Source organism: Marinitoga sp. 1135 (assembly GCF_013363245.1).
Taxonomy (GTDB): domain Bacteria; phylum Thermotogota; class Thermotogae; order Petrotogales; family Petrotogaceae; genus Marinitoga; species Marinitoga piezophila.
The window spans coordinates 65,254-90,622 of the sequence record NZ_LBEZ01000020.1 but is presented as its reverse complement, the minus strand read 5'-3'; the positions used below and the strand labels follow the sequence as shown (position 1 = coordinate 90,622).

23 protein-coding genes and 1 tRNA gene are annotated in these 25,369 nt (G+C 30.4%); 9 read left to right on the top strand and 15 right to left on the bottom strand.

Annotation, left to right across the window (positions count from 1 at the left end):
• Positions 1 to 24 precede the first annotated feature (24 nt).
• Positions 25 to 219: a hypothetical protein gene (locus tag XO10_RS09405; RefSeq protein ID WP_014297340.1), complete on the top strand. Its 195-nt coding sequence runs from the start codon at positions 25 to 27 to the stop codon at positions 217 to 219.
• Between the two features lie 92 nt (positions 220 to 311).
• Positions 312 to 785, top strand: coding sequence for a QueT transporter family protein (locus XO10_RS09400; RefSeq protein ID WP_014297339.1), 474 nt, complete (start codon positions 312 to 314; stop codon positions 783 to 785).
• Between the two features lie 78 nt (positions 786 to 863).
• Here the strand turns inward: XO10_RS09400 and XO10_RS09395 are convergent, their stop codons facing one another.
• The 5 genes from XO10_RS09395 to XO10_RS09375 all read right to left on the bottom strand — a co-directional run bounded on the left by XO10_RS09395 (position 864) and on the right by XO10_RS09375 (position 5,596).
• The gene (locus tag XO10_RS09395) at positions 864 to 1,598 is read right to left on the bottom strand and encodes an ABC transporter ATP-binding protein (protein WP_014297338.1); all 735 of its coding nucleotides are present in this window, start codon (positions 1,596 to 1,598) and stop codon (positions 864 to 866) included.
• Complete coding sequence (locus XO10_RS09390; RefSeq protein WP_175418528.1) at positions 1,582 to 2,427, bottom strand: ABC transporter ATP-binding protein; 846 nt, start codon at positions 2,425 to 2,427, stop codon at positions 1,582 to 1,584. Before XO10_RS09390 ends, XO10_RS09395 begins: the two co-directional genes overlap by 17 nt.
• The gene (locus XO10_RS09385; RefSeq protein ID WP_014297336.1) at positions 2,424 to 3,515 is read right to left on the bottom strand and encodes a branched-chain amino acid ABC transporter permease; all 1,092 of its coding nucleotides are present in this window, start codon (positions 3,513 to 3,515) and stop codon (positions 2,424 to 2,426) included. Before XO10_RS09385 ends, XO10_RS09390 begins: the two co-directional genes overlap by 4 nt.
• A 4-nt stretch (positions 3,516 to 3,519) precedes the next feature.
• Complete coding sequence (locus XO10_RS09380) at positions 3,520 to 4,428, bottom strand: branched-chain amino acid ABC transporter permease (protein WP_014297335.1); 909 nt, start codon at positions 4,426 to 4,428, stop codon at positions 3,520 to 3,522.
• A gap of 61 nt (positions 4,429 to 4,489) precedes the next feature.
• Positions 4,490 to 5,596 carry an ABC transporter substrate-binding protein gene (locus XO10_RS09375; protein ID WP_014297334.1) on the bottom strand — a complete coding sequence of 369 codons (1,107 nt, stop codon included), beginning with the start codon at positions 5,594 to 5,596 and terminating at the stop codon, positions 4,490 to 4,492.
• Between the two features lie 319 nt (positions 5,597 to 5,915).
• Between XO10_RS09375 and XO10_RS09370 the strand changes: the two genes are divergently transcribed.
• The 4 genes from XO10_RS09370 to XO10_RS09355 all read left to right on the top strand — a co-directional run bounded on the left by XO10_RS09370 (position 5,916) and on the right by XO10_RS09355 (position 11,810).
• Positions 5,916 to 7,718 carry a TIGR03960 family B12-binding radical SAM protein gene (locus XO10_RS09370; RefSeq protein ID WP_175421431.1) on the top strand — a complete coding sequence of 601 codons (1,803 nt, stop codon included), beginning with the start codon at positions 5,916 to 5,918 and terminating at the stop codon, positions 7,716 to 7,718.
• Positions 7,715 to 8,479 (top strand): inositol monophosphatase family protein, encoded by a 765-nt coding sequence (locus XO10_RS09365; RefSeq protein ID WP_014297332.1) that lies wholly within the window; start codon positions 7,715 to 7,717, stop codon positions 8,477 to 8,479. The genes XO10_RS09370 and XO10_RS09365 overlap by 4 nt, the downstream gene beginning before the upstream one ends.
• A complete protein-coding gene (locus XO10_RS09360; protein WP_014297331.1) occupies positions 8,476 to 9,549 on the top strand; it encodes a glucose-1-phosphate thymidylyltransferase in 1,074 nt (357 codons plus the stop codon). Before XO10_RS09365 ends, XO10_RS09360 begins: the two co-directional genes overlap by 4 nt.
• Before the next feature lie 908 nt (positions 9,550 to 10,457).
• Entirely contained in the window at positions 10,458 to 11,810 is a 1,353-nt protein-coding gene (locus XO10_RS09355) for a glutamine synthetase family protein (protein ID WP_014297330.1), read from the top strand.
• A 30-nt stretch (positions 11,811 to 11,840) separates the two neighbouring features.
• Here XO10_RS09355 and XO10_RS09350 read toward each other — a convergent pair whose 3' ends face one another.
• The 3 genes from XO10_RS09350 to lgt are packed head-to-tail and all read right to left on the bottom strand — an operon-like array spanning position 11,841 to position 13,851.
• Positions 11,841 to 12,602, bottom strand: coding sequence for a TatD family hydrolase (locus XO10_RS09350; RefSeq protein WP_175421430.1), 762 nt, complete (start codon positions 12,600 to 12,602; stop codon positions 11,841 to 11,843).
• A 3-nt stretch (positions 12,603 to 12,605) separates the two neighbouring features.
• Entirely contained in the window at positions 12,606 to 12,965 is a 360-nt protein-coding gene (locus XO10_RS09345) for a cupin domain-containing protein (RefSeq protein WP_014297328.1), read from the bottom strand.
• A 1-nt stretch (position 12,966) separates the two neighbouring features.
• A complete protein-coding gene (gene lgt, locus XO10_RS09340) occupies positions 12,967 to 13,851 on the bottom strand; it encodes a prolipoprotein diacylglyceryl transferase (protein ID WP_014297327.1) in 885 nt (294 codons plus the stop codon).
• 50 nt (positions 13,852 to 13,901) lie between these two features.
• Between lgt and XO10_RS09335 the strand changes: the two genes are divergently transcribed.
• Positions 13,902 to 13,977, top strand: a tRNA-Gly gene (locus XO10_RS09335).
• Between the two features lie 16 nt (positions 13,978 to 13,993).
• Here XO10_RS09335 and XO10_RS09330 read toward each other — a convergent pair.
• From XO10_RS09330 to XO10_RS09300, 7 genes are read right to left on the bottom strand one after another with little or no spacing between them, the layout of a single operon-like run.
• Positions 13,994 to 15,286: a hypothetical protein gene (locus XO10_RS09330; RefSeq protein WP_175421429.1), complete on the bottom strand. Its 1,293-nt coding sequence runs from the start codon at positions 15,284 to 15,286 to the stop codon at positions 13,994 to 13,996.
• Positions 15,262 to 17,802, bottom strand: a complete 2,541-nt coding sequence (locus XO10_RS09325; RefSeq protein WP_175418525.1) for a hypothetical protein — start codon at positions 17,800 to 17,802, stop codon at positions 15,262 to 15,264. Before XO10_RS09325 ends, XO10_RS09330 begins: the two co-directional genes overlap by 25 nt.
• A 2-nt stretch (positions 17,803 to 17,804) precedes the next feature.
• The gene (locus tag XO10_RS09320; protein ID WP_014297324.1) at positions 17,805 to 18,656 is read right to left on the bottom strand and encodes a polyprenyl synthetase family protein; all 852 of its coding nucleotides are present in this window, start codon (positions 18,654 to 18,656) and stop codon (positions 17,805 to 17,807) included.
• A complete protein-coding gene (locus tag XO10_RS09315; protein WP_175421428.1) occupies positions 18,646 to 19,194 on the bottom strand; it encodes a bifunctional nuclease family protein in 549 nt (182 codons plus the stop codon). Before XO10_RS09315 ends, XO10_RS09320 begins: the two co-directional genes overlap by 11 nt.
• Complete coding sequence (locus tag XO10_RS09310; RefSeq protein WP_014297322.1) at positions 19,194 to 19,967, bottom strand: 1-acyl-sn-glycerol-3-phosphate acyltransferase; 774 nt, start codon at positions 19,965 to 19,967, stop codon at positions 19,194 to 19,196. Before XO10_RS09310 ends, XO10_RS09315 begins: the two co-directional genes overlap by 1 nt.
• Entirely contained in the window at positions 19,964 to 21,187 is a 1,224-nt protein-coding gene (gene thiI, locus XO10_RS09305) for a tRNA uracil 4-sulfurtransferase ThiI (RefSeq protein ID WP_014297321.1), read from the bottom strand. The genes XO10_RS09310 and thiI overlap by 4 nt, the downstream gene beginning before the upstream one ends.
• Before the next feature lie 45 nt (positions 21,188 to 21,232).
• The gene (locus XO10_RS09300; RefSeq protein WP_014297320.1) at positions 21,233 to 22,081 is read right to left on the bottom strand and encodes a YitT family protein; all 849 of its coding nucleotides are present in this window, start codon (positions 22,079 to 22,081) and stop codon (positions 21,233 to 21,235) included.
• Positions 22,082 to 22,230: 149 nt separating this feature from the next.
• On the opposite strand from XO10_RS09300, the gene XO10_RS09295 reads away from it, so the two are divergent.
• Positions 22,231 to 24,984, top strand: a complete 2,754-nt coding sequence (locus tag XO10_RS09295; protein ID WP_014297319.1) for an ATP-binding protein — start codon at positions 22,231 to 22,233, stop codon at positions 24,982 to 24,984.
• A gap of 15 nt (positions 24,985 to 24,999) precedes the next feature.
• Positions 25,000 to 25,356, top strand: coding sequence for a response regulator (locus XO10_RS09290; protein ID WP_014297318.1), 357 nt, complete (start codon positions 25,000 to 25,002; stop codon positions 25,354 to 25,356).
• Positions 25,357 to 25,369: the final 13 nt, after the last annotated feature.

Genomic DNA, 25,369 nt, shown 5'->3' with positions numbered 1-25,369 from the left:
AAATTTACAAGGAGGAATAAGTGAATGATTGCCAATATATTATTCTACGCTGGTGTAATTTTAATAATTAACTCTATGTATTTATTTAATAGTTCTGCTAAGGAATTAAGAAAAGGTTACTTAAAAAAAGAATCTGTTATACAAAAAAATGATAAACACGCTTTCATCTCACTTGTCATAGCTATTGTATTGTTTATAATTGTTGCTATTTTCTTTTAAAAGAAATATTTTTTTAAAAATAATATGTTAAAATTCTTTGCTATTCATGGCGGTCGCGGCACCCGCCTTAACAAAACAAGGAGGTGTTTTCTTTGAAAACTAAAAACATGGTATTGGCAGGTGTAGTTGCGGCATTATATGTCGCATTAACTGTGGTATTACAACCTATTAGTTACGGCCCTATGCAGGTAAGGATTTCAGAAGCTTTAACCGTTTTACCTTTTTTAAATCCTATTTTTATTCCTGCATTGTATATTGGAGCTATGTTAGCTAATATTTTTGGTGGATTTGGCGCAATTGATATCTTTCTTGGCAGCGCTTTGACTTTAGTAGCCGCATATTTAACCTATAAAATGCCAAATAAATATCTTGCACCATTGCCACCTGTAATTGTTAATGCATTTGGTGTTTCTGCTTATGTTGCTCCTCTTGCACATGTTCCATATTGGTCAACTGTATTATGGATTGGTATTGGAGAAGCAATAGCATGTTATGCACTTGGATTACCTCTTTTAATTCTCTTAGAAAAAAGAGGAATATTAAACTTTAATAAAGCTACAGAATAATGCACAAAGGCTCCCGTAAGGGGAGCCTTTGATTTTTAAGCATTATGAGGTGCAACTATGACGGCGTATCAATAGTTGTCAGGCCATTCCAAGATAGGCTTTTTGTACACTTTCATCCTTCAATAATAAATCTGAATCATTTTCAAGTATAATATTTCCTGTTTCAAGCACATACCCATAATGGGATACTCTTAATGCCTGAGCAGCATTTTGCTCAATTAATAAGATAGTTCCTCCATTTTCATTTATAACCTTTATAATATCAAACACTTCAGAAACAAGTACAGGTGCTAATCCTAACGATGGTTCATCCATCATTATAATTTCAGGTTTACTCATAATTGCTCTACTAATAGCAAGCATTTGCTGTTCTCCACCTGATAATGTTCCTCCTAATTGTTTTAAACGTTCCTTTAATCGCGGGAATAAATTATATACCCATTCTAAGTCTCTTTCTATACCTTCTTTATCTTTTCTATTATATGCACCCATCATAAGATTTTCATATACGGTTAAATTCGGGAATATTCTACGTCCTTCTGGAACAAGAGCTATACCCATTCTTGTAATTTCATGTGAACTTTTTCCTGCAATATTATTTCCCTTATAGAGTATTTCACCGCTTTTTGGTTTTACAAGTCCGGCAATAGCTGAAAGGGTTGAGGTTTTTCCGGCACCATTGGCACCAATAAGGGTTATAATCTTCCCTTTTGGAACCTTTATGTTAATTCCTTTTACAGCATGTATAGCTCCATAATATATGTTTAAATCTTTAATTTCAAGTACTATTTCATTATTATTCTGCTTTTGCATTCTTCCACTCCTCTCCAAGGTATGCCTCAATAACCCTTGGATTCTTTTGAATCTCTTCAGGCTTACCTTCAGCAATTATTGCACCATAATCGAGAACAAGTATTCTTTCACACACTCCCATAACAACCTTCATATCGTGTTCTATTAAAAGTATGGAAAGATTAAACTCATCTCTTATTTTTCTAATAAAATGCATTAATTCTTCAGATTCCTGTGGATTCATACCTGCTGCTGGTTCATCCAATAACAATACTTTTGGATGCGTTGCCAGAGCACGTGCAATTTCTAATTTTCTCTGTAACCCATAAGGTAATGCTGATGCTTTTTCCTCTGCAAGATGTAATAATCCAACCTTTTCTAATAATAACAATCCTTCTTTTATCATTTCTTTTTCTTTACTTAAATATCCAATTTTTGTAAGAGCCTTTATAAACCACATTGGCGAACTACCCTTTGGATTTTTACCATGCTTTTTCATTATTTTATCCACATCGCTATTTGAAAGCATATGATGTTGAGCAACTATAACATTTTCTAAAACTGTCATATCCTGAAATAATCTAATGTTCTGAAATGTCCTGGCAATTCCAAGATGCGTAATTTCATGTGGTCTAAATGGCGTAATATCAATACCATCAAAAATTACCTTGCCTTTTGTAGGGATATAGATACCTGTAATAACATTAAATGCTGTTGTCTTACCGGCTCCATTAGGACCTATTAAGCCCAATAATTCTCCTTCATACAATTGATTATGAAAATCATTAACTGCTATAAGCCCTCCAAATTGCATTGTTATGTGATTCATTTCAAGAATTTTTTTCATCATTCATCACCTTCTTTACCTAAATAAACCTCTGCTAAGGAAGGTTTTTTCACTTCTATTTTCAAGAATTTTAATATTCTCTCCCATGTAAGTTCGCTTCTTCCCATAATACCCTTCTGCCAGAATATCATCAGGAAGATAAATATTGCAGAAATAACAAGCATTCTCATTCCTGGAATACCTGGAACATGCATACCAAAAATATCAAATGGTTCTTCTAAAGCTCTTAAATATTCAAACATAAGAGCAAATACTCCTGCACCTATAACAGAACCTGTAATACTTCCTAAACCTCCAAGAACAACCATTATTAATACATAGAATGTCAATAACGGACCAAATGTTGTAATCCTTGGATCAATTGTTGTAAGCCAATGAGCATATAATGCTCCTGAAATACCTGCAAAGAATGCACCAAAAACAAAGGCCAATAACTCATGTTTAAATACATTTATACCCATTGATTCTGCAGCTATTGAGTCTTCTCTTATAGCAATCAAAGCCCTTCCATATGAACTCTTAACAAGACTGATAATAGCGATTAATGTAACCAATAACCAACCCCATGCCCAATATACATTTGTGTAATTAGGAAGTCCTTTTAATCCAAGAGGACCATTGGTAACGCTAATCATATTATTTGCTGCAACCCTTGCTATTTCAGCAAAACCCAAACTTGCAATTGCAAGGTAATCACCTGATAATTTCAAAGTAGGCCATCCAATTAGAAATGCAAATACAGCTGCAATTACTCCTCCAGCAATTGTTGCTACCAAAAATCCTGAATGAAGATTCAATAACCATGGCTGAATTGGCATAATTATATAAGACATTTCCTTTTGCATTGGTTCAAGGGTTAATAATGCTGATGTATAAGCACCTAATAACACAAATCCAGCATGTCCCAATGAGAATATACCTGTAATACCATTTATTAAATTCAAACTAACTGCCATTATTGCATAAATAGGTATTAAAGTAATAATTCTTAATGTGTAATCATCAAAGCTATTATTGGCATAAGATAAAAAAAGCGTAAATATAACAATAGCTATTATATTTAATATCCAGTTTAATTTTTTCATACTCATGCTATCACACCTTTACCACAGATTTTTTACCCAATAATCCATCGGGTTTTATTAAAAGAATGATAATAAGGATAATAAAAGCAAAGGCGTCCCTGTAACCTGCTGCAGATGGCATTAATGCAACAAGGAATATTTCCATAATTCCTAATAAAAATCCACCAACAACAGCACCAGGAATAGAACCTATTCCACCAAGAACAGCTGCAATAAATGCTTTAAGACCGGGCATAAATCCCATATATGGAAATACGTTAGGATATCTCATAGCCCACATAATACCTCCAGCTGCTGCCATTGCTGAACCCAATGCAAATGTAAAACCAATTACCATATCCACATTAATACCCATTAATGATGTTGTAGGTATATCTGAGGAAATTGCCCTCATAGCCATACCAATTTTTGTTTTATATACTATCCAGAAAAGGATTAAGAACAATACAGCTGTTATTATGAAAACCATAAAGGTTAAAACTGGTATTCTTGCCCCTCCAATTGTAAATGTTTTATTTAATATCCATTTGTTATTTTCATTAAAAACTGCTGTAAATGATTTTGGAACTGCACCAAAAACAACAACAGCTATACTTTCTAAAAAGAAACTCATACCAATTGCTGTGATTAACGCGGAAATTCTAGGAGCGTTTCTCAAAGGTTTATATGCAATTCTATCTATAAGGAAACCAAGAAATGCAGCTCCTAAAACACCAATAATTACGGAGAGCCATAGGGGAGAACCTACCAATGATGCATAAAACGCAAAATAAACACCCATCATCATAATGTCACCATGGGCAAAATTTATAAGTCTTAAAATCCCATAGACCATTGTATATCCAACGGCTAATAATGCATATAATCCTCCAAACATTAAGCCATTAAATAAATTTTGAAGAAAAATTGAACCACTCACAAAAACACCTCCATTTCAATCAATAAAAAACCCCGGAGTGACCGGGGAATTAAAGCTAAAATTATTTTTCAGCAGGATTTACTGTAGTTACATATGTAAATTCTCCATTTTTAACCATATCAACTACAACTGATTTTTCAGCATCACCATTTTTGTTAATAGTAATCATACCTGTTGCACCAGGGAAGTTTTTAACTTCTCTAATTGCTTTAGCAATAGCTTTTGGATCTGCTTTCCCGGCCATCTCAATAGCTTTTCTCATAACTAAGTATGCATCAAATCCCAAAGCATGCATAGCACCTGGTTTTGTTCCAAATTTTTCTATAAACTTTTCAACAAATACCTTTGTCATTTCTGTTGCTGCACCATCTGGATGGAAATGTGTTGTGTAATATAATCCTTCTACTGCATCTCCACCGATTTTTATTAATTCTTCTGCTTCTGCACCGTCACCAGCAAGTATTGGACCATTGTATCCTAACATTCTTGCCTGTCTTGCAAATAATGAAATTTCTGGATAATATCCTGTGATATATAATACATCTGGATTTTTATTTAATGCATCTGTTAATTGAGCACTAAATTCCTGGTCACCTGTTTTAAAGAATTCAATAAAGTAATTTCCGCCAAGTTCTTTAAATTTCTTTTTGAAGAAATTAGCTAAACCAACACTGTAATCCTGTTCAACATCAATAAATACTGCTGCTTTCTTTGCTTTTAAATTATCAAATGCGAATATTGCTGCTGCAGCACCTTGATATGGGTCGATAAAACATACACGTGAAACATATTTTTTACCTGTTGTAACTAATGGATTTGTTGATGAAGAAGTTAACATAGGAATATGTTTTCTTTCGGCAACTGCACCACCTGCTAATGAATGAGCACTTGCAACTTCACCAATAATTGCTACAACCTTGTCTTTGTCAATTACCCTACTTACAGCATTTGCAGCTTCTGTTTTTTCGGATCTGTTATCAACAAGTACTAAATCAATTTTCTGACCCAATACTTCTGGATACATTTCATGTGCTAATTCAATTCCCTGCCAGCTCATTTCACCAAATGCTGCAATACCACCGGTCATTGGTAAAACAACACCAATTTTAATGTTTGCAAATACAACGAGACTTAAAACTAAAACCATCGTCAATAAAAACTTCTTCATAGAATCCCTCCCTTAATATTACAAATGTAAAATCTTGGTTATATTTTACCACACTTTAATATAACTGTCAAGTATGAAAAAAATTTCATTTATTTTATTAACAATCAAAATATTTTATTAACATAGCGAACCTTTTTATCCAAAAAAAACACATAATATTCTTTATATATATGTTTTATGTATATACAAACTTCAAAGGAAATCTATTTATTCTAAACAAAGCAGCAAAAAAGTAATATAAAAAATAAAAAGAATTTCATAAACTTTAAAAGATTTATGATATACTTAGTTTTTGAATAGATTAGAGGGAGGATTTATTTTGAATATACAGAAATGGTTATTTTCAAGCGGTGTATTACATAGAGTAAGAAAACCTGCAAGATATATTGGCGGAGAATATAATATTATAAAAAAAGATTTAAATAATAAAATAAGAGTAGGTCTTATGTTTCCAGACCTATATGAAGTTGGTATGTCTCACACAGGGTTTCAAATATTATTAAATGAATTTAATTCTTTTGAGAATGTGTATGCTGAAAGGATTTTTTTACCCTGGAAAGATATGATTGAAGAGATGAAAAAACACAATATTCCTTTATATTCTCTTGAAACATTTACTCCTATAAAAGATTTTGATTTAATAGGAATTACCTTGCAATATGAGCTATCTTATACCAATCTATTACATTCGTTAAAACTTGGAAATATACCTGTCTGGTCAAAAGATAGATCCGAAAATGATCCTATAATTATTGCCGGAGGACCGAGCGCTTCAAATCCTGAACCATTAAGGGATTTTATTGATGTTTTTTTTAATGGTGATGGCGAAGAGGTTTCTGAAGATATTATAAAAATAATTTCAAGTGATGTTTCAAGAGAAGAAAAACTTAAAAAATTTCACGAAACGGAAGGATTTTATGTGCCAAAATTTTATCCTGTTGAAGAAAATAATTATGGTTTTTATATTCCAAAATTTAAAGATAGAGTTAAAGTAAGAAAGGTTAGAGATTTAAATACGGTGAAATTTCCGGTTAATCAAATAGTCCCAAAGATTAAAACTATTCACAACAGGGCTATAATAGAGGTTATGCGTGGTTGCGATAGAGGCTGTAGATTCTGTCACGCGGGTTTTTATTATAGACCTGTAAGAGAAAGGACAGCCAAGAGCATAATTGATTTATCCTACAAAACACTTGAAAGTACCGGTTATAATGAAATTTCACTATTATCTTTGAGTACTCTGGATTATAGTGATTTAGAAAGTGTTCTTGATGAATTAAATGATTTTTTAAAAGAAAACAGAATTTCAATTTCTTTACCTTCAAGCAGGGTTGATAGATTTGGTATAGAAATTGGAAGTAAGATTTCTGGAGCCCGAAAAACAGGGTTAACCTTTGCTCCCGAAGCTGGTTCACAGAGATTAAGAGATATAATAAACAAAAATTTAAGTGAAGAAGAAATTATTAATGTCGCTAAATTTGCCAAAGAAGCTGGCTGGAGAAGAATAAAACTATATTTTATGATAGGATTGCCAGGAGAAACCGATGAAGACGTAAAAGCTATTGTTGAATTAGCTCGAAAAATAAAAAAAGAGGCCAAATTAAAGGATATTACTGTTAATGTCTCGATTTTTATTCCAAAACCACATACTCCTTTTGAAAAAGAGCGGTTTGTACAACCAAAAGAGGTTAAGGAAAAAATAAAAATATTAAATGAAGTAAGGAAATTCGCAAGATTAAACATCCATGACCCTTACGAAAGTTTAATTGAAGCATTGTTATCTCGTGGAGATAGTAAAATTGGAAAGGTTATTTATGATGCAGCCTTTGAAGAAGGTGCCATTTTCGATGAATGGGAAGAAGAATTCGATTTTAGAAAATGGGCAAGAGCTATAAACAAAAATAATATAAACACATCTCTTTATTTAGATGAAATAAATACAGATGAATTGCCATGGAAAATCGTGGACATTTTAATAACCGAAGAATTTTTAAAATTTGAAGAAAAAAAAGCTGAAGAAGCAAAAACTACTGAAGACTGCAGATGGGATAAATGTTCTTTATGTGGTGTGTGTATAAAGACTGGATTAAATAATATATTAATGAAGCAGGTGAAAAGATGAAAGAGTTTGAATATTTAAAGGATCTTGTCTTTAATGCTGGAAGAAAGCTTTTGGAATGGCGTGAAGAAGAGTTTTCTGTTAATACTAAATCTTCGAAATTTGATCTGGTAACTTCTCTTGATTTTAGAGTTCAGGATTTCTTATATAATGAATTAACTAAAAAATTTCCTGAAATAGGATTTTTGGCTGAAGAAGATGGTTTTGACAAAAAACCTTCAACTAAAGGATACTGGGTTATTGACCCAATAGATGGAACTGTTAATTTTGCAAAAGGAATTCCAAATTTCTGCATTTCCGCTGCATATGTTGAAGATGATGAACCATTATATGGTGTTATATATGCACCTGTTATGAATCAATTAATATATGCTGAAAAAGGAAAAGGAGTATATGAAAATGGCAAAAAGGTAATTCCTCATTGGAATAAAGATATTGAGAGTTCTATGATATCTTTAGGAAATTTACGTGGTCATACATATAAATTTTTCCGTGCTCTTGAAAACAATGTAATGAGAGTGAGACTGTTAGGTACTGCTGCTTTACAAATTGCATATGTGGGAACTGGAAATCTTGATGCATTTATTTCTGTAAAAGGAAATTCATGGGACGTTGCTGCAGGATATATTATTGTAAAAGAAGCTGGAGGAATAATTACAGATTATTCCGGAAACAAAGCTACAATCTTTAATAAAAAAGCTATTTATTCTAATCCATATATACATGAAAGATTATTAAAAATTATACAGGGGGTGCAAATATGAAGGCGTTGATATTGTGTGCTGGTAAAGGTACAAGGTTAAGACCTTTAACATTTACAAATGCAAAACCATTAATTCCTATTGCAAACAAACCAACTATTGTATATAGTCTTGAAATGATTAAGGAAGCTGGTATTACAGAAGTTGGTATTGTTGTAAACCCAGATAATAAAAAGGATTTTGAAGCCACTTTAGGAACTGGAGAACAACTTGGTTTAAACATAACATATATCGTTCAGGAAGAACCTAAAGGATTGGCTCATGCTGTTGCTATCTCAGAAGATTTCTTAAAAGATGATGAATTTTTAATGTATTTAGGTGATAATCTGGTAACTGTAGATTTGAAAAAGTTTGTTGAAGAATTTAATAATGAAAATATGGATTCATTTATTCTTTTAACTCCTGTAGAAGATCCTTCAAGATTTGGTATTGCTGTTTTAAAAGATAATAAGGTTATAAAGGTTGTTGAAAAACCAAAGGATCCTCCATCGGATTTAGCAATTATCGGTGTATATATATTTAAACCTGTTGTTTTTGAAGCTATTAAAAATATTAAACCATCATGGAGAGGCGAATTGGAAATTACAGATGCTATTCAATGGCTACTTGATAATGAAAAAAATGTAGGGGCACATATTATATATGGCTGGTGGAAGGATACAGGAAAACCAGAAGATTTGATTGAAGCCAATAGAAAAATATTAGAACAGTTAAAAGATAGCAGAAATGAAGGTATTGTTTATGAAAACTCTTCAATTCACGGTAATGTGGTAATTGGAAAGGGTGCAAGAATTTTAAATAGCGTTCTTAGAGGTCCAATAATTATAGGAGATAATGTGCTTATTTCAGATTCATATATAGGTCCTTATACAAGTATAGGAACAGGAGTTACAATTGAAAATGCTGAAATAGAAAATTCTATAATACTTGATAATGCAACAATTGCACATCTTGAAACAAGATTGGATTCAAGTATAATTGGAGCAAATGCAACAGTGGTTCACAGCGATAGAAAACCAAAAACTATAAGACTTGTTGTTGGTGATTATTCAAAAATAGAAATACCAAGATAAATATATTCAATTCCCGGCTTTATTGCCGGGAATTTTTATTTCTTGAAAATTACAATAATTGAGAAAAATATAAGTTCATGATTTGATTTCGTTGTAGATTGAAAAAAATAAAAGTTCTTTAAAAATATCATTCTAGAAAACTTCATAAAAAGATTCACTCATGAGACTCGATTGCTAATCCTCAAAAACTTTTTTCGAAAATAGAAATAATAATAATCGCTCAAACAAGTAGAAAATTCTAATCCTCAAAAATTCTCGTTCCCGCCGGTCGTTGCAGACTCACATCCATGTTCGTCTTCACTCAAAATCACATCCGTGTGATTTTGTCCGGCTTCACATCGAATTTTTTCGGGAATTTTCAAGTTTTCGCTCATATTATTATTTCTATTTTCTTATTTCTTATTATATGTCATTATATAAGTAAAACATAAAAGAAAACACGAGTAAAAAGGTGAATGAAGGCTTGAAATTTCCCGAACGGAGATATTGCGTGAGCCGGAACAGCAAAAGTATTGTGAAAAATAAAAACGAATGAAGACTCGAAGAACGCCCGAAAAAACTGCGAATGGAGAGGGTCAAAAAAACAGGATGTTTTTTTGAGCGCAGCTTCTGCAGGGATGCAGAATCTAAGCGACCCCGCGTATATGAGCAGTTTTTGAGGATCAGCGTTCGAGTTGTCTGAAAGAGTTTTTATTTTTCACAATTATAAGAAATTTTTATAAAGGCATAATATAACCCCAATTCTATAATACCTTCTAAATAAGTAAAAATTAAAAATCGAATAAAAATAGCGTGTAATATTTTATAAATAGCTTTAATAGCCTTGAGTAACTGTTTTAATGATTATGTTTTTTATTAAAGAAGTGATATAGTACACATGGTGAAAATATATTATTGGAGGTGCAGCTATGATTAACTTTTTTAAAGTGGATAAAATTCCTGAAGAGTATGATTTTTTAGATATTATGGTTGTTGATATTTTCGGAAGATTAAAGCACGTTACTCTTCCAAAGAGTTATGTTTCAGAAAAGACTTTTAAAGAAGGTATCGGTTTTGATGCTTCTAACTTCGGTTTTGCCAAGGTTACTGATTCAGATATGGTGGCTATTCCTGATTTATCAAAAATCTTTGTCGAAGAAAATGAAGGAATGAAAATTGTTCATGTTTTATCAGATGTAATCAGTCCTTCAACCGGTAAATTTTTTGCACAATATCCAAGAAGCATTGCTAAAGAAACTTTAAAATATATAAAAGAAAGCGGCATTGCAGATGATGCAAAAATGTTAGTTGAATTGGAATTTCATATATTTGATGGTATAACCTTTAAAACTGGCGAAACAGAATCATATTACTTCCTTGAAAATGATGAAGGACTCGGTTATGAAGACAATCAGCCAAAAACTTATGGTTCATCATATCATTTAAATGAACCTTATGATATTCATTTCACTTTAAGAAATGAAATTGTTAAATCACTTGAAAATGCTGGTATTCCTGTAAAATACCACCATCACGAAGTTGGTATTGCACAACATGAAATTGAATTGAATTTCATGAGTCTCGTTGATGCTGCAGATAACGTTACTTTGGCAAAATATATAATAAGAAAAATAGCCGAAAGATACGGATTATATGTAACCTTTATGCCAAAACCTATGTTTAATATGGCAGGAAATGGTATGCACGTTCATCAATACCTTGAAAAAGATGGAAAGAGCTTGTTTGTTGGTGATGAATTGTATAATTTAAGCGAATTGGCTTTAAATTATACTGCCGGTATTTTAAATCACAGTTTAACAGGTTCGTTGTTATCCTGGTCAAATCCTTCAACTAATTCATACAAAAGACTTGTTCCAGGTTTTGAAGCACCTATTTCTGCTTCATTTTCAAAAGGTAGCAGAAGCGCAGCTGTAAGAATTCCTGGATATTTAAGCAAGGCTGATACAAGAATTGAATTTAGAACTGGCGATGGCTCAGCAAATGTTTATTTCTTCCTTTCTGCAATGGTTTTAGCAGGTATTTCTGGCATAGAAAAGAAGCTTGATCCCGTAGAATTAGGCTTCCATTCTAAAGGAGAAAATGAAAAGGTATTCCCTCTTGATTTAAGATTGGTAATGAAAGGTCTTAAAGATGACAAAGATTATTTAAAAACATTCCCTGAAGAATTAATTAATAAATGGTATGACACTAAAATGAAAGAAGCAAATCTTATTTATTCAATTCCTGTTTCAAAAGAATTTGAAATGTATTTTGAACTTTAATAATAAAATAAGGCTGGCTTAAAGCCAGCCTTATTTTATTGAAAATGCTTTTTTAGCATTGTTTAATAGTATTTCCGATGTTTCATCAATTGATATTTCCTTTATTTCTGCTATTTTTTCAATAACGTATTTTACATATAACGGATTGTTTCTTTTGCCTCTATATGGAACAGGGGTTAAAAATGGGGAATCTGTTTCCGGTAATATCATTTCAATTGGCGTATTTTTTACAACTTCTACAAGCTTATGATTGTTTTTAAATGTAATTGGTCCATCTATTCCAATATAAAATCCCAGATCAAGGAATTTTCTTGCCGTTTTCCAATCTGAAGAGAAGCAATGAACTACACCTAATTTATCTGGAATCCCATTTTCAACTAATAGATTAAATGCATCTTCATATGCTTCCCTGATATGTAAAATAACAGGCAAGCCAATTTCTTTTGCAATTTCTAATTGATTTATAAAAGATTTATACTGATCTTTTTTTGTTGTGTATTCCCTATAATAGTCAAGACCTATTTCACCAATTGCAATAACCTTTTCATTTGATGCAAGAATTTTTATTGTGTCAAAATCTTTATTGCTTAAATTAGATGAATCATTTGGATGAATACCAACAGAGGCATATATTTTTTCATATGTATTTGCAAACTCTACTGTATTAAATGAATTGTCTATATCTATTCCAACCTCTATAACAAATTCCATATTTTCATTATCAAATTTCTTTATTATTTCATTTCTTTCTTCTATTAAATTTAAATGACAATGTGTATCTACTAATCTCACTTATTATTCTCCTCCACTTTTTGGAATTACACAAATAAATTGACTTTCTCCATCATTTATATTTTTAAATTGATGTTCTACATTTGGTGGAACAAATACAAAATCTCCTTCTTCAGCGATAACTGTTTCTTCGCCATTGAATACCTCTAATTTTCCTTTTACCACAAAAACCTCATGTTCCCAATTGTGTGTATGTTTAGGTGTAAATCCACCTTTTTCTATTGTAAAAAGTCTCATTACAAAGTTAGGTGCACCCAATTTATTACCTATGAGCACTCTTTTGTGAGCACCTTTTACATTCACACCATCATCATATGTAATTGGCTCTACTTCCATAGCTTTTCCTACATAAGCCTTTTCCATTTTATCCCTCCTGTTTAGCTTTTTTGGATAATATTATGTATAAAGATATTCCTATTATTATAAATAAAATACTTATTAATACTGCTACCTTCATATTTAAGAACATTAAAGAATCTGTTCTTAATAATTCTATTACTCCACGTCCTGCTGAGTATAATATCAAATACAATGATATTATTTCACCGTCAAACCTTTTTTTATTCCTTGCATAATAGAATAAGAATAAAAATATTAATAAATCCCATGTTGATTCATACAAAAAGGTTGGATGGAAGTATTCATAGCTTTCATATCCTGGCATTCTAAATTGTGGCGGTATATACATCTTCCATGGAAGATTTGTGGGAGAACCATATGCTTCATAATTAAAAAAGTTTCCCCATCTTCCTATTGCCTGCCCAAGCGGGAGCACATGTGCCATTAAATCCAATCCCTGTAAGAAATTAAATGTTATATTCTTTTTTATTTTTGTATATAAATATACTGCTATTAACGCCCCCAGAATTCCACCATGAATTGCCATTCCACCATGCCACGTTTTAAATACTTCACTAAAAGGTAATTTCGAATAATAATCCCAATTAAATGTTACATAATATGCACGTGCTCCAATAATGGAAAATATAATCCCTATCATCACAGCATTTGAAAGGTCATCTTCTGAAATATTCCATTTTTTTGCAGTATCATTTGCAAGATAAAAACTTAAAAAAACACCTGTTGCAATTAATAAACCATACCATCTTATTTGTAATGAACCAAAATTCAATATAACCTGATTTAATAAGATTTTTCCTGAAAACACTCCAGGTAATAGAAATATTACAGCTAAAAGATATATTGAAATTGAAATTATAAATACTTTTTTAAATAATCTATCTTTCATAATTACCCCCTTGAAATCATCTTTTAAAAATGGTATAATTTGTATCGGTTGCGGGTGTAGCTCAGCTGGTAGAGCGTCAGCTTCCCAAGCTGAATGTCGCGGGTTCGAATCCCGTCGCCCGCTCCATTTTTTTATTTTTCTTCTATTCTATCATCAGTTCATCTCTATTTCTTTCCGCGAAAATTTCCTTGAATATTGTATGTAAGTCTCCTTTTGAATAAACTCCACCCTTGTTTGCAACTTCCTCATCCAGATTTTCTAAACTTTCTATTCCTTTTACATTTGAAGCTACTATTGCCCCACCTGGTTCTTTCATAATTTTATTATATTTCGCGACAACTTCCATATGTGGTTTTACAGTTTCTATTTCATCTAAGTTTTTTACTTTATCTTTTTCTATAACTTCATCAATTGTATTATCGCCCTCATCAGTATCAGTTTCATTTTCAGCTTCTGTATTTTCTTCTTCACCTGTTTCCTGATTTTTTTCTTCGATTAAATCCTCTATATCTATGTTCTTTTCCTCTACTTGCTCCTCTATATTTTCTTCTATATTTTCCTCTGTCATATTTTCTTCTTCTATATTTTCCTCAACATTTTGAGGCGGTTCGCTTTCTTCAAGCAGATTATCCACATCTAATTCTTCCAGATTTTCCTCTGTATTGTCCTGCATTTGTGGTGCAGGTGGTGGAGGAGGCGGTGGTGGTGCATTTTGCGGTTCAGCTTCTGGCAAAACTGATTCATTGGATATTTCTTCTTCATCAATATCCATTTTTTGTTTCATCTTTTCATATTCCTGCCATAATTCCTCTAATTCATCAACCTTTACTTCAAGTATTTCTTCTACAGGAATTACTTCTTCTTCAACTTCAACTTCTTCAATAGTTTCTTCTTCTTCTTTTTCAACCTTTGCACCTTTAGCACCTAATGAGTATTTTCTAAATACAAAGAAATATGATAAACCTACTAATAATAAAATAATTAAAAGTATAATGGCAGAGGCTATAATATAAGCAGTAATTGGAATTTTTATCTTTTCTTCTTCTGTTCCAGTTGCTTCTTCGGTGGTTATGTTTGCACTTTTAAAATGTAAATCTTCTTCTATATTACCTTCTCTTATACTTTTCAAAGCTAATTGAACTTTTTCATCATTGGGATAATATTTTAAATATTTTTCAGCTTCAGTATATTTTTTTAAATAGAATTTTGTCCATCCAAGCATATATCTAATATCAGGATATTTTATCTCTATTTCAGCTGTTAAACTTAAAGCTTCCTGAAAATATCTTTCTGCAGCTTTGTATTCGCCAGACTGAAAAGAGCTTTTCCCATTAAAATAATACACTTCAGCCTTTTCAAGAAGTGTCTGGGAAAAAATCACTATATTCAAAATTATAAAAATTAATAATATTAAAACTTTACTTTTGCTTTCCATAATTCAAATCCCCCGTCTTTTTTTATAAGAAGCAAAAACGTATCTTTTTCTATTCCTATTATATCTATAATTTCAAAATCTGTAATTGAATCATAAACACCTGGAAACACCTTGTTTTTTAAATCTATATATGTTGCAAAATTTCTATCAAATATCCATAATCTATTGTTATTTTCAAGTAACTTCATCTTGCCTACATCGCCATCTCCAACAAATTGAACTTTTGAGTTTTTAGTATCATATACCACCAATCTATAATCAGATGTAAGCAGGAAAATATAATATGATCTTGAATAATAATCAATTATATTACCTATAGGTTTTCTTGTTAAATCTTCTATACCAGCTCTGGTAACTACTGTAACCCATTTATCTTCTTTTCTTTTTAAGACCTTATTTCCTAAAATTATATAAAAGTCATTATTTATTACTTTTATAGAGTCAAAAGGGGTCTTTTCAGATATAAGTTCATTATTTTCATATACTTTTGCAAGACCATCCTGATAATCAACATATATATATTTCCTGATTTCCGGAAGGTAATAAACGTTATTATGGACTTCAAAATCTATATTTTTTATTTTCATAAATTCATTTGAACTGGCATCTATAGCATAAACCCCATCCATTGTAGTTACATATAAACGTTTTTTATATTCTATGCTTCCAAGTATTTTTTTATTTAATATATTCCTTCCATCAAGATCATATACCCCATTATCTGAAACCACAAAGGCATTATCTCCAAGCATATATATTTTTCCATAAGTTAATTTAGAAATATATAACAATTGTTCTTCTAAATCTATCATGTGAAGTTTCATATAGGAGCTGGATTTTACAAATATATTTGCCAGTGATTCTTTTTCTGTTTTTAATTCCATTTCTTTTTTCTTTTCTTCTAACTCTTTTTGTGATTCAACAAAATCATCGTCTTTTATTTGAGGGATTTTTACCGTTTTTATATCTTTTGACAATAATTTTTGAACAGTTTTTAAAACATTGTTGTCAGAATATAGTTTGTCATAGGATAAATCAAATGTAAACATCCTGGCGTTTTTTAATTCGGCACTTTTTAACGTAACAAGCCCATCTCCTATACCATCAATTAATTCTGGATAAAAATCTTTTAACTTTGAATTTTTTAAATAAGCATTTAAATCTGGTTTTGTTCCCATTATTACATAATAGTCAATATCTTTTCTTGTTTTCATATTATTTAATTTTCTTATAAACTTTGAATCCGGAAGCAAATCTTTATAATATGATGCATACATTTCGATTTTGGAGCTAATATTTAAAAATAATGAATTATAATCCTCTTTGTTTATACCATAAGAGAGCTCCATAACCTCAGGATTCTTCTTGTATATGATGTTGTAATATATAGGATTAACTATATTCATTCCTTTATTTGGTGGTGAAAATAAGGTTAAAGTTCTAACATTTTTTATTTCAGGATGTGTTTCTAATGCATATCTTACAATTAATGCTCCTATCCCCTGAGCAATAATATCAAATTGTTTATTCTGTTTTGCTTTTAATTCTGCGGCAAATCTTTCTGCTTCAAACTCTAAAAAACTATTGCTTCCAGTTCTTATATAAAATCCAAAATATGAATCCATATAATTTTTTGGCTTGGATTCAAGAATTGGGTATTTATAATACCATATTGTTCTATTTGGGAAATACAAGCTCCATACATTTTCACCATAAAGGTTATTAATAGTTTGTGTGTTTGGAATATATCCAAGAAAATCATTGTCAACTCCAGGCACCAGCAAAAGATCAGGTTCCAATGATGGCGGTTTTTCTATTAATGTTTTTATACCATATGAAACCTCTTTTGGATTTGAATCTACATACAATCCAAATTTTGAAAAATGGAATACATTTGCCTGAACTATATATTGCCCAAGACTTTCGTCTTTAAATATTTCGCATCCTGGTAATTTTTTTATTATTGGCGGATCATCATTTGAGGCATACATAATCGCAAAATTATTAAAATTATCTCCATAATATAAATCCAATGGTATTCTATATTTTATTTTTATGGGTTTTAACGAAGATTCTTCTTTATTATCATCTGGTATTATTTCATATATTGGACCATAAAAATTACCAAAGGTTTTAAGATTCTGATATTCTGCAGAATTTTCCTTCAATGCCTTTATAGTAAAGGTTTTTCTATATTGAAATGCTCCAGGCGGAACATATAAAAAGAGATTGGATACAGATGCAGACTTAGCTTCATCTTCAACCTGTAATTTTTTTGTTCTAAATGTTGGAATTAAGATTAAAGAGATTATAAATATAATAAAAACCAAAAAACCTCCAAGCAACGTGATTTTCTTCTTTTTAGGTAGTTGCTTGAAGTTTTTTATATCTGCTATTAATTGTTTTATATTTATTTTTTTTATTATTCCAGTTATCTTGGAAAAATCTATTTTTTTCTTTTTTCCTTCCTTTTTTTCTTCCTTTTCTTCCTTTTTTTTCTTCTCTTTTTTGGCCATTTTTACTTCCTTTCAATTAGCTGTTTTATTTTTAATATCTCATTTGAAAAATCTTTAAGACCTAATTTCAATAATATATCATTTGCCTCTTTGAAAAGAAATTCAGCATAATTTTTAGCTTTTTCGTCTGAATATAGTGCTATTAAAGTAATTTTGTTTTCGTCATTATTTAAATCTTTTCCAACCTCTTCGAATTTGCCATATTTATCTTTTAAATCATCATATATTTGAAATGCAAGTCCAAAGTTTTTACCTGCTTTTTTCATTAATTGATATTCCTCTTTAAGATCCTTTAAATAAGGAATTACACCAAACGAAAATTCAAATAACGCCGATGTTTTTTTTCTATACATTTCTTCAACAGATTTTTGCGATGGTAATATCATGCCTCTTTCAAATGCTACATCAAGAGCTTCTCCTTGTATAAGATCTAACATAATTTCACTGAAAAATCCTGTTAATTTATATGATTCATCTATAGAAAAATTATTGGAAAACACCTTAAATGGAATAACAAATCCTGCATCCCCTGTAAGTATGGCCTGCCATTCTGAAAATTGCTTGTGATTGGTTAATTTTCCACGCCTATAATTACTATTATCTATTGCCGGTAAATCATCATGAATTAACGATGCAGTATGTAATATTTCTACAGCAAAACCTATTCTAAGCAATTTTTCCTCTTCTATATTATAATATCGTCCAATATTATATATTATCCATGGCCTTAATCTTTTTCCTCCAGCAAAAAAAGAATATTTAAAAGGTTTTTCTATTTCTTCAAGCAAATTTAGTTCAGAAAAAATCTCTTCTGCCTTTTTTTCAAAAATCTCTTTAAACTCTTTAATCTCCATCTTCTTTCTTCCCTTCATCAAAGAAATGTTTTTTTATCATATCAATATCAAAATTCTCTATAAATTCTTTAAATTCCTTTCTTTTTTCTCTCTCTTCATCTGTTTCTTCATCATCACGTTCACCAATTGGAATAAAGGATATATCTATGCCATTTTCTATGATTATAGAATCTTTAATATATATTGGAACTCTCGTTTTTACAGCCATTATTATTGCATCTGAAGGTCTTGAATCATATATTAATTCATCACCATCTTTTTCAAAAACTATATTGGCATAATATATGTCTTTCACCATATTTATTATTTCTACTCTTTCAACTGTATATCCCTCATTCTCTAAAAATTTTAAAAATAAATCATGTGTAAGCGGTCTTGGCGTTTTTTGCTCGTTTATAGATAATGCAAGATAAGTTGCTTCACAGGCTCCTATCCATATTGGAATTCCTATATTTGTATTTTCTATTCTTAAAAAGATTACCGGAGAGTTGGATACTTTATCTAACCCCATTGTAATTACATCTACCTTTTTAAACATTAAACCACTTCCTCAAATTCTTCCTTTTTATTCACTTTTGAGGCAATTAATTTATATATATAATCCCTTAATTCAGCTTCGCTACCAAATTCTTCAGGATTTACAGGCTTAAATATAGTGATGTTTATTGGGTGTGGTGTAATATATAAACGTCCCTTTTTAGCAATTTCATAGGCTCCATCAATTGCAACAGGTAATATTTTTACCTTATATCTGTATGGAATCATCAATGAGCCACGTTTAAATGGCTTAACTTCACCATCTAAGGTTCTTGTCCCTTCTGGAAATAAAACAAGTTTCTGGCCATCTATTAATTTTTTTCGCAGTTCTCTTAATGCTTTTGCACTTTGAGTTGCATTCCCTCTTTCAATAAATACAGATCCCAATGCCTTAATAAAAAATGAAACAATAGGAACTTTAGAAAGCTCTTTCTTTGCTATAAACGCTGTTGGGAATACATATCCTATTATAAGAGGAATATCAAGTAAACTTTGATGATTTGCCACTATCATATACGCTTCATCGCCCATTTGAGACAGATCAAATTCACTTTCTACATATACCTTAACTCCCATTAACTTAAATGCATTTTTCCCAAATTTTTTTAAAACATTTATAATATATTCTTCTGCCTTTTCTTTTCCTTTTGTTTTTTCTATGATTTTAGATCTGATTATAACCCAGGTACCATAAATTCCAACATACCATATTAATCCCAGATAAAACCATATTGTTAATAAAATCCTTTTAAAAAACAGCCCTATTTTATTCACTTATCCACCACCTCTCTCTCATGAAAGATGTATTTTTCCTCTACTTCCCCGTTTTTAATAACATATACAATGCTATTTTTTATTGCTTCTTCTTCTAAAATTTCAAGATTTTCTATTCTTTCTTCGTATTTTTTCATTTTGTCCGGAAATGATTTTGTAGCTGGTTTTTTAGGTAAAAATGCCACACAGCTATCATTATATGGCCATATAGAAATGTCATAAGTTCCAATTTCCTTTGATTTATTAACAATATCAAGCTTCTCAAAAGCCAATAATGGCCTTAAAATCAACATATCAGTTGCGTCTGAAATGGATATCATATTTTCCAGTGTTTGTGAAGCCACCTGACCTATATTTTCACCTGTAATTAATGCCTGAGAACCACTTTTTTTAGCAATAATTGTTGCAATTCTCATCATTGATCTTCTCTGCAAAATCAACGAATATGATTCAACGTTAATATTCTTTATAGCCTTTTGAACTTCAGTGAAAGGAATTATATAATGATAGAATTTAAATGGATAATACGTACTTAAAACTTTACTCAACTCCACTAATTTCATAACAGTTTTTTCACTATTATTAGGCGGACTATAGAAAGAAATAGCATTCATTTTCATTCCACGTTTCATCATCATCCATGCAGCCACAGGACTATCAATACCACCAGATAATAAAATACTTGCTTTTCCTCCTGCACCTACAGGATATCCAGCATGACATTCAAGATTTTCAAAATACACAAATGCCATTTCATGTCTTATTTCAATTCTTATTAAATAATCAGGATTATGAACATCAACCTTCATCCCAGGAAATTTTTCAAGTATTTCTGCACCAATATCTTTATTTAAATCAAAACTTCTAATAGGAAACATTTTATCAACACGTCTCGTATCAACCTTAAATGTACCTGATTCTATATTTTTTTCTTTTAATAAACTTATTATTTTATTTTTTATATCTTCATAATCCTTTTCAACCTTTACAGCTGGAGATATTGACTTTATACCAAAAACCTTTTTTATTCTATTTAACATTTCATCATTTATTTTTTTATTATCCTTTGGAATAATTATGATTCTACCATAAATCTTCTTTGCATTTACTTCATGATTCAATTGAAGTACTATATTATTCATTAATTTATTCTCAAACACATTTCTATTTTTCCCTTTCGTTCCTATTTCACTATATTTTATAACAACAAAATCGTACATTAAAATATTCCTCCTTAATTTTATTTCATATTAATTATATCATATTTAAACTCTCAATTTTTCAAATCCAAAACCATAAACACCTGTTGCAGAAGTCATGGAAACAAATGCATTTTTATCGTTATTTTTTATTATTTTTAATACAGTTGGCAATTCGCGTCTTCTTACTATTGTAAGAATAACATTTTTATTTTCTTTTGTATACCAACCCATGCCAGGTAAGATTGTTACCCCTCTTCCAAGAGTTGATGTAATTTCATCTGCTATAGCTTTATAATTATTGCTGAATATGAAGAGCTGAACAGAAGATTTTTCACCTTCAAGCACAAGATCTGTTGCATACCCAGCAATAGCCATCGTCACATAACCATATATAATTTTTTCAAATGAACCAAATACAAAAAATGAACTACCTATAATCAATACATCAAATAAAAATAGTGTTCGTCCTGGACTGAGATTTTTATATTTATTTATAATCATAATAATAATTTCTGTTCCACCAGTGGTTCCTCCTGCAAGAAAAACTATACCTACACCACTTCCAAGTAGTATTCCGCCAATAACCACTGATAAAAATTGATCATTTATAATAGGAGAATGAAAATAGTTCTGCAGCAAGGTAATGAAAAATGAAGAAGCAGCAATTCCATATATAGTTTTAAAACCAAAGGATTTGCCTATAATTCTCATTGCAATGAAAATAAGAATTACGTTCATGGCGAGATAACTTAAACCAACTGGAATACCGGTAATGTAATAAATCATTGTACCAACACCATTTAATCCCCCACCAACTATTTTCCAGGGAATTAGAAACAATGTCCAACCAAGAGCATTTATAAATGTACCTATTGTTATTAACAATACCTCTTTTAAAACTTCTTTTTTCACTAAAATCACCTCCAATAAAAAATACAATTAATTATATCAAAATAATTTTAATTTATGATTTTTATTGTTAAAAAATTGCTTTTTTTATAGTATAATAAAGACAGAGAGTTTAATTTGTCCCTTAATTTATAAAATCCGGGAGTGATTATATGCTTAATAACTTACTCAGAAGTTTTTCAAATGAACCTCCTACTAAACTTTTAAAAACCATATTGAATAATACTGCAAAAAGTCTGGCTGAAAAGTTCAATACAGATATTTTTATATTTATCCATGAACCGCCAAGAAATCTAATAAAACTTCTTGGTGCATCAAATGATTGTCAGGCAATTGAAAAATTTAAAATTTATTTTTCTGATAATAAGGGATTATATGAGTCTCTTTTAAAAAATCAGATTTTTAAAATAACTGTAGGTGATTTTGAAGAATTGCATTGTTTAAAATATAATGAAATTTTTTTAATTCCTATTAATATAAATGATTCTTTAATAGGTGCTTTCGGTGTCCCAAAGCACTTTTCAGAAAAAGAATTGGAAAAATTTCACGAAGAAACTATAAGCTATAGCGTTATTCTGAAAATGACCATGGAGTTTCTTGTACTTGAAGAAACAAGAAACAGACTTGATTACGTGGAAAAAATAACTGATTTATTTGAAAATATCCTTGATGAAAAAAAATTAATGAAAGAAATATTAAAAACAATTCAAGATATGCTTCATGCTGAAGGGGTTATTTTCTGGAAATATGAGGGAAATAAACTTATATTAAAAGAATATACTGGATTTAAAGAAGAAGTTATTTCAGATATGATGCTTGATACCGAATCTTCTCTTGAAGGAATGGCAATAAAAAATAAAAAACCTTTTCTTGTTGTTGGAAGAAAAAGATTTAAAGAGTTTAAAATTCCTATAGCTAAAGAGTTACTTTCAGCATTATACGCTCCTATATTAATTGATAACATTGAATATGGAGTGATAAGTGTATATAATCGTGAGGAAGGATACGGATTCAGACCTTATAAACATTTTGATGAATTTGATTTATCTTCATTAAGAAATATCACAAGACGTCTTGGCCTGGCTTTAAGCAGGATATATTTATATGATAAATTAAAAGACGAAATAGAAAAACTTATTACATTAAAACAAAATCATGAAAATCTTATAAAAGTGCAACGAGACCATCTTGATAAACTTAATTCACTTCATAAAATCAGTCAGGCTGTTAGAACAACTTTCGATAAGACTAATGCTATAAAAATTATGCTTATGGGGTTAACAAGCGTTAGAGGTTTAAAATTTAACAGGGCTTTATATTTAGAAAGAGATAGAGTTCGAGGAATTTTAATACCTAAAATATGGATTGGTCCCGCAGATGATGACGATGTTGAAGCAATATGGAAAAACGCCAATAAAAGAGCTTTAAAATATGGTGATATTGTTCAATATTTAAGAGAAGAGGCAATACAATTACCGACTAATAATAAATTAACCGAAAGTGTTAAAAACAAGGTTATTGTTTATAAGGGACAGACAATTTTAGAAAGAGCCGTAACCAAAAAACATATTATTCATGTTGTTCCGCAAATGCTAAAATTTAAAAAAGATGAATTGCAATACTTATATGATATTATTCAGTATGATGAATTTGTTATTATTCCAATTACAGGAAAATGGGAAACAAAAGGTATTGTTATTGCAGATAATAAATTCACAGGACAGGAAATTTCTGCTACGGATATTGAAATTTTAAGATTATTCCAGGATAGTATAGGGTTATCTATAGAAACCATTGAAAATTACGAAGAATTAAAGGAAAAAACAAAGTCACTTGAAGAACAAAAAAATCTTATAGATTTTTATAGACGTTTTAATGAAAATATACTCCAAAATCTCGCCATGGCTGTTATTGTTATTGACAGAAAAGGTAAAATATTAGAATGGAATAAAAAGGCAGAAGTTTTTTTTGATAAGCCTCGCGAGCATGTAATAGGAGAGACAACTGATATTTTATATGAAAAACTTGGAGCAGATGTTGTTAATTCAATTGAAAGCATTTTTTTCACCCGTGAAGAAATGAAAATGCCAAAATATATAATCTCCACAGGCGATGAAGAAAAAGTTTTCGATATTCAACTTTCACCTTTATGGAACAGAGATTTAGATGTAATCGAAGGAGTTATTGTTACTTTTGATGATGTTACTGAAAATTATAAAATGGAAAAGGAAATTGCAAGAAGAGAAAAATTAGCGGCAATTGGTGAAATGACAGCAAGAGTGGCTCATGAAATAAAAAATCCTTTAACTATTATAGGCGGTTTTGTAAATAGGATGATGAAAAAACTGGATAACCCTGAAAAAATAAAACAGTATTCAAATATTATAAAAGATGAGTTAGAGCGTCTTGAAAGCATTGTTTCTGAAATTTTAGAATTTAGTAGAGGTAGTAGAATACCGACATTTGAAATTGTTGATATGAATGAAATGATAGATGAAATAATAATAATGTACCATGATTTTTTAAGTCAAAAAAATTTAGATTTGAAATTTGAGAAAATGTTTGATAAAATAGAGGTAAAATGTGATAGAAGCAGAGTAAAACAGGTACTTATTAATTTAATAAAAAATGCCATAGAGGCCACTAATGATGGTGATTATATTAAAATAAAAACAGGATATGAAAACAATTACGCATTTTTTGAAATTGAAAATAATGGTGATCCAATACCAGAAGATGTACAACAAAAGATATTCTCTCCATTTTTTACCACAAAAGTTCAGGGAACAGGTTTAGGATTGCCTATATGTAAAAAGATAATAGAAGAAGAACATAAAGGTAAACTTTATTTAGTAAAATCAGATGAACAATCTACTGTATTTAGATTTGAAATTCCTTTAAATTAAAAGGGAGGGGTTAAAATGGCAAGAATTTTAATCGTTGACGACGAAGATAATATAAGATTATTATTAAAGGAAGAATTGGAAGATTCCGGTTTTGAAGTTGTAGAGGCAAATGGCGCAAAAAAAGCTCTTGAAATTCTTTCAAATGATCAGAATTTCGATGTTATATCTCTTGATATTGAAATGCCAGAAATGAATGGCCTTGAACTTGCAAGCGAAATTAGAAAAAAATACCCGGATAAAAAGATCGTTTTAATGACAGCTTATAGTCATTACAAAAGCGATATGGCTTCATGGGCTGCAGATGCATATGTTGTAAAATCACTTGATCTTACTGAATTTAAAGAAACAATAAATAGACTTTTAAATATGTGATGGAGGTGTGTTA

What these genes read in the sequence shown, in the direction of transcription:
- lgt (WP_014297327.1), bottom strand. Translation starts at nt 13,851, where the DNA reads ATGAAAGATAGATTATTTAAAAAAGTATTTATAATTTCAATTTCAATA.
- XO10_RS09385 (WP_014297336.1), bottom strand. Translation starts at nt 3,515, where the DNA reads ATGAGTATGAAAAAATTAAACTGGATATTAAATATAATAGCTATTGTT.
- XO10_RS09345 (WP_014297328.1), bottom strand. Translation starts at nt 12,965, where the DNA reads ATGGAAAAGGCTTATGTAGGAAAAGCTATGGAAGTAGAGCCAATTACA.
- XO10_RS09365 (WP_014297332.1), top strand. Translation starts at nt 7,715, where the DNA reads ATGAAAGAGTTTGAATATTTAAAGGATCTTGTCTTTAATGCTGGAAGA.
- XO10_RS09295 (WP_014297319.1), top strand. Translation starts at nt 22,231, where the DNA reads ATGCTTAATAACTTACTCAGAAGTTTTTCAAATGAACCTCCTACTAAA.
- XO10_RS09290 (WP_014297318.1), top strand. Translation starts at nt 25,000, where the DNA reads ATGGCAAGAATTTTAATCGTTGACGACGAAGATAATATAAGATTATTA.
- XO10_RS09405 (WP_014297340.1), top strand. Translation starts at nt 25, where the DNA reads ATGATTGCCAATATATTATTCTACGCTGGTGTAATTTTAATAATTAAC.
- XO10_RS09325 (WP_175418525.1), bottom strand. Translation starts at nt 17,802, where the DNA reads ATGGCCAAAAAAGAGAAGAAAAAAAAGGAAGAAAAGGAAGAAAAAAAG.
- XO10_RS09315 (WP_175421428.1), bottom strand. Translation starts at nt 19,194, where the DNA reads ATGTTTAAAAAGGTAGATGTAATTACAATGGGGTTAGATAAAGTATCC.
- XO10_RS09375 (WP_014297334.1), bottom strand. Translation starts at nt 5,596, where the DNA reads ATGAAGAAGTTTTTATTGACGATGGTTTTAGTTTTAAGTCTCGTTGTA.
- XO10_RS09320 (WP_014297324.1), bottom strand. Translation starts at nt 18,656, where the DNA reads ATGGAGATTAAAGAGTTTAAAGAGATTTTTGAAAAAAAGGCAGAAGAG.
- XO10_RS09330 (WP_175421429.1), bottom strand. Translation starts at nt 15,286, where the DNA reads ATGGAAAGCAAAAGTAAAGTTTTAATATTATTAATTTTTATAATTTTG.
- XO10_RS09390 (WP_175418528.1), bottom strand. Translation starts at nt 2,427, where the DNA reads ATGATGAAAAAAATTCTTGAAATGAATCACATAACAATGCAATTTGGA.
- XO10_RS09355 (WP_014297330.1), top strand. Translation starts at nt 10,458, where the DNA reads ATGATTAACTTTTTTAAAGTGGATAAAATTCCTGAAGAGTATGATTTT.
- XO10_RS09360 (WP_014297331.1), top strand. Translation starts at nt 8,476, where the DNA reads ATGAAGGCGTTGATATTGTGTGCTGGTAAAGGTACAAGGTTAAGACCT.
- thiI (WP_014297321.1), bottom strand. Translation starts at nt 21,187, where the DNA reads ATGTACGATTTTGTTGTTATAAAATATAGTGAAATAGGAACGAAAGGG.
- XO10_RS09395 (WP_014297338.1), bottom strand. Translation starts at nt 1,598, where the DNA reads ATGCAAAAGCAGAATAATAATGAAATAGTACTTGAAATTAAAGATTTA.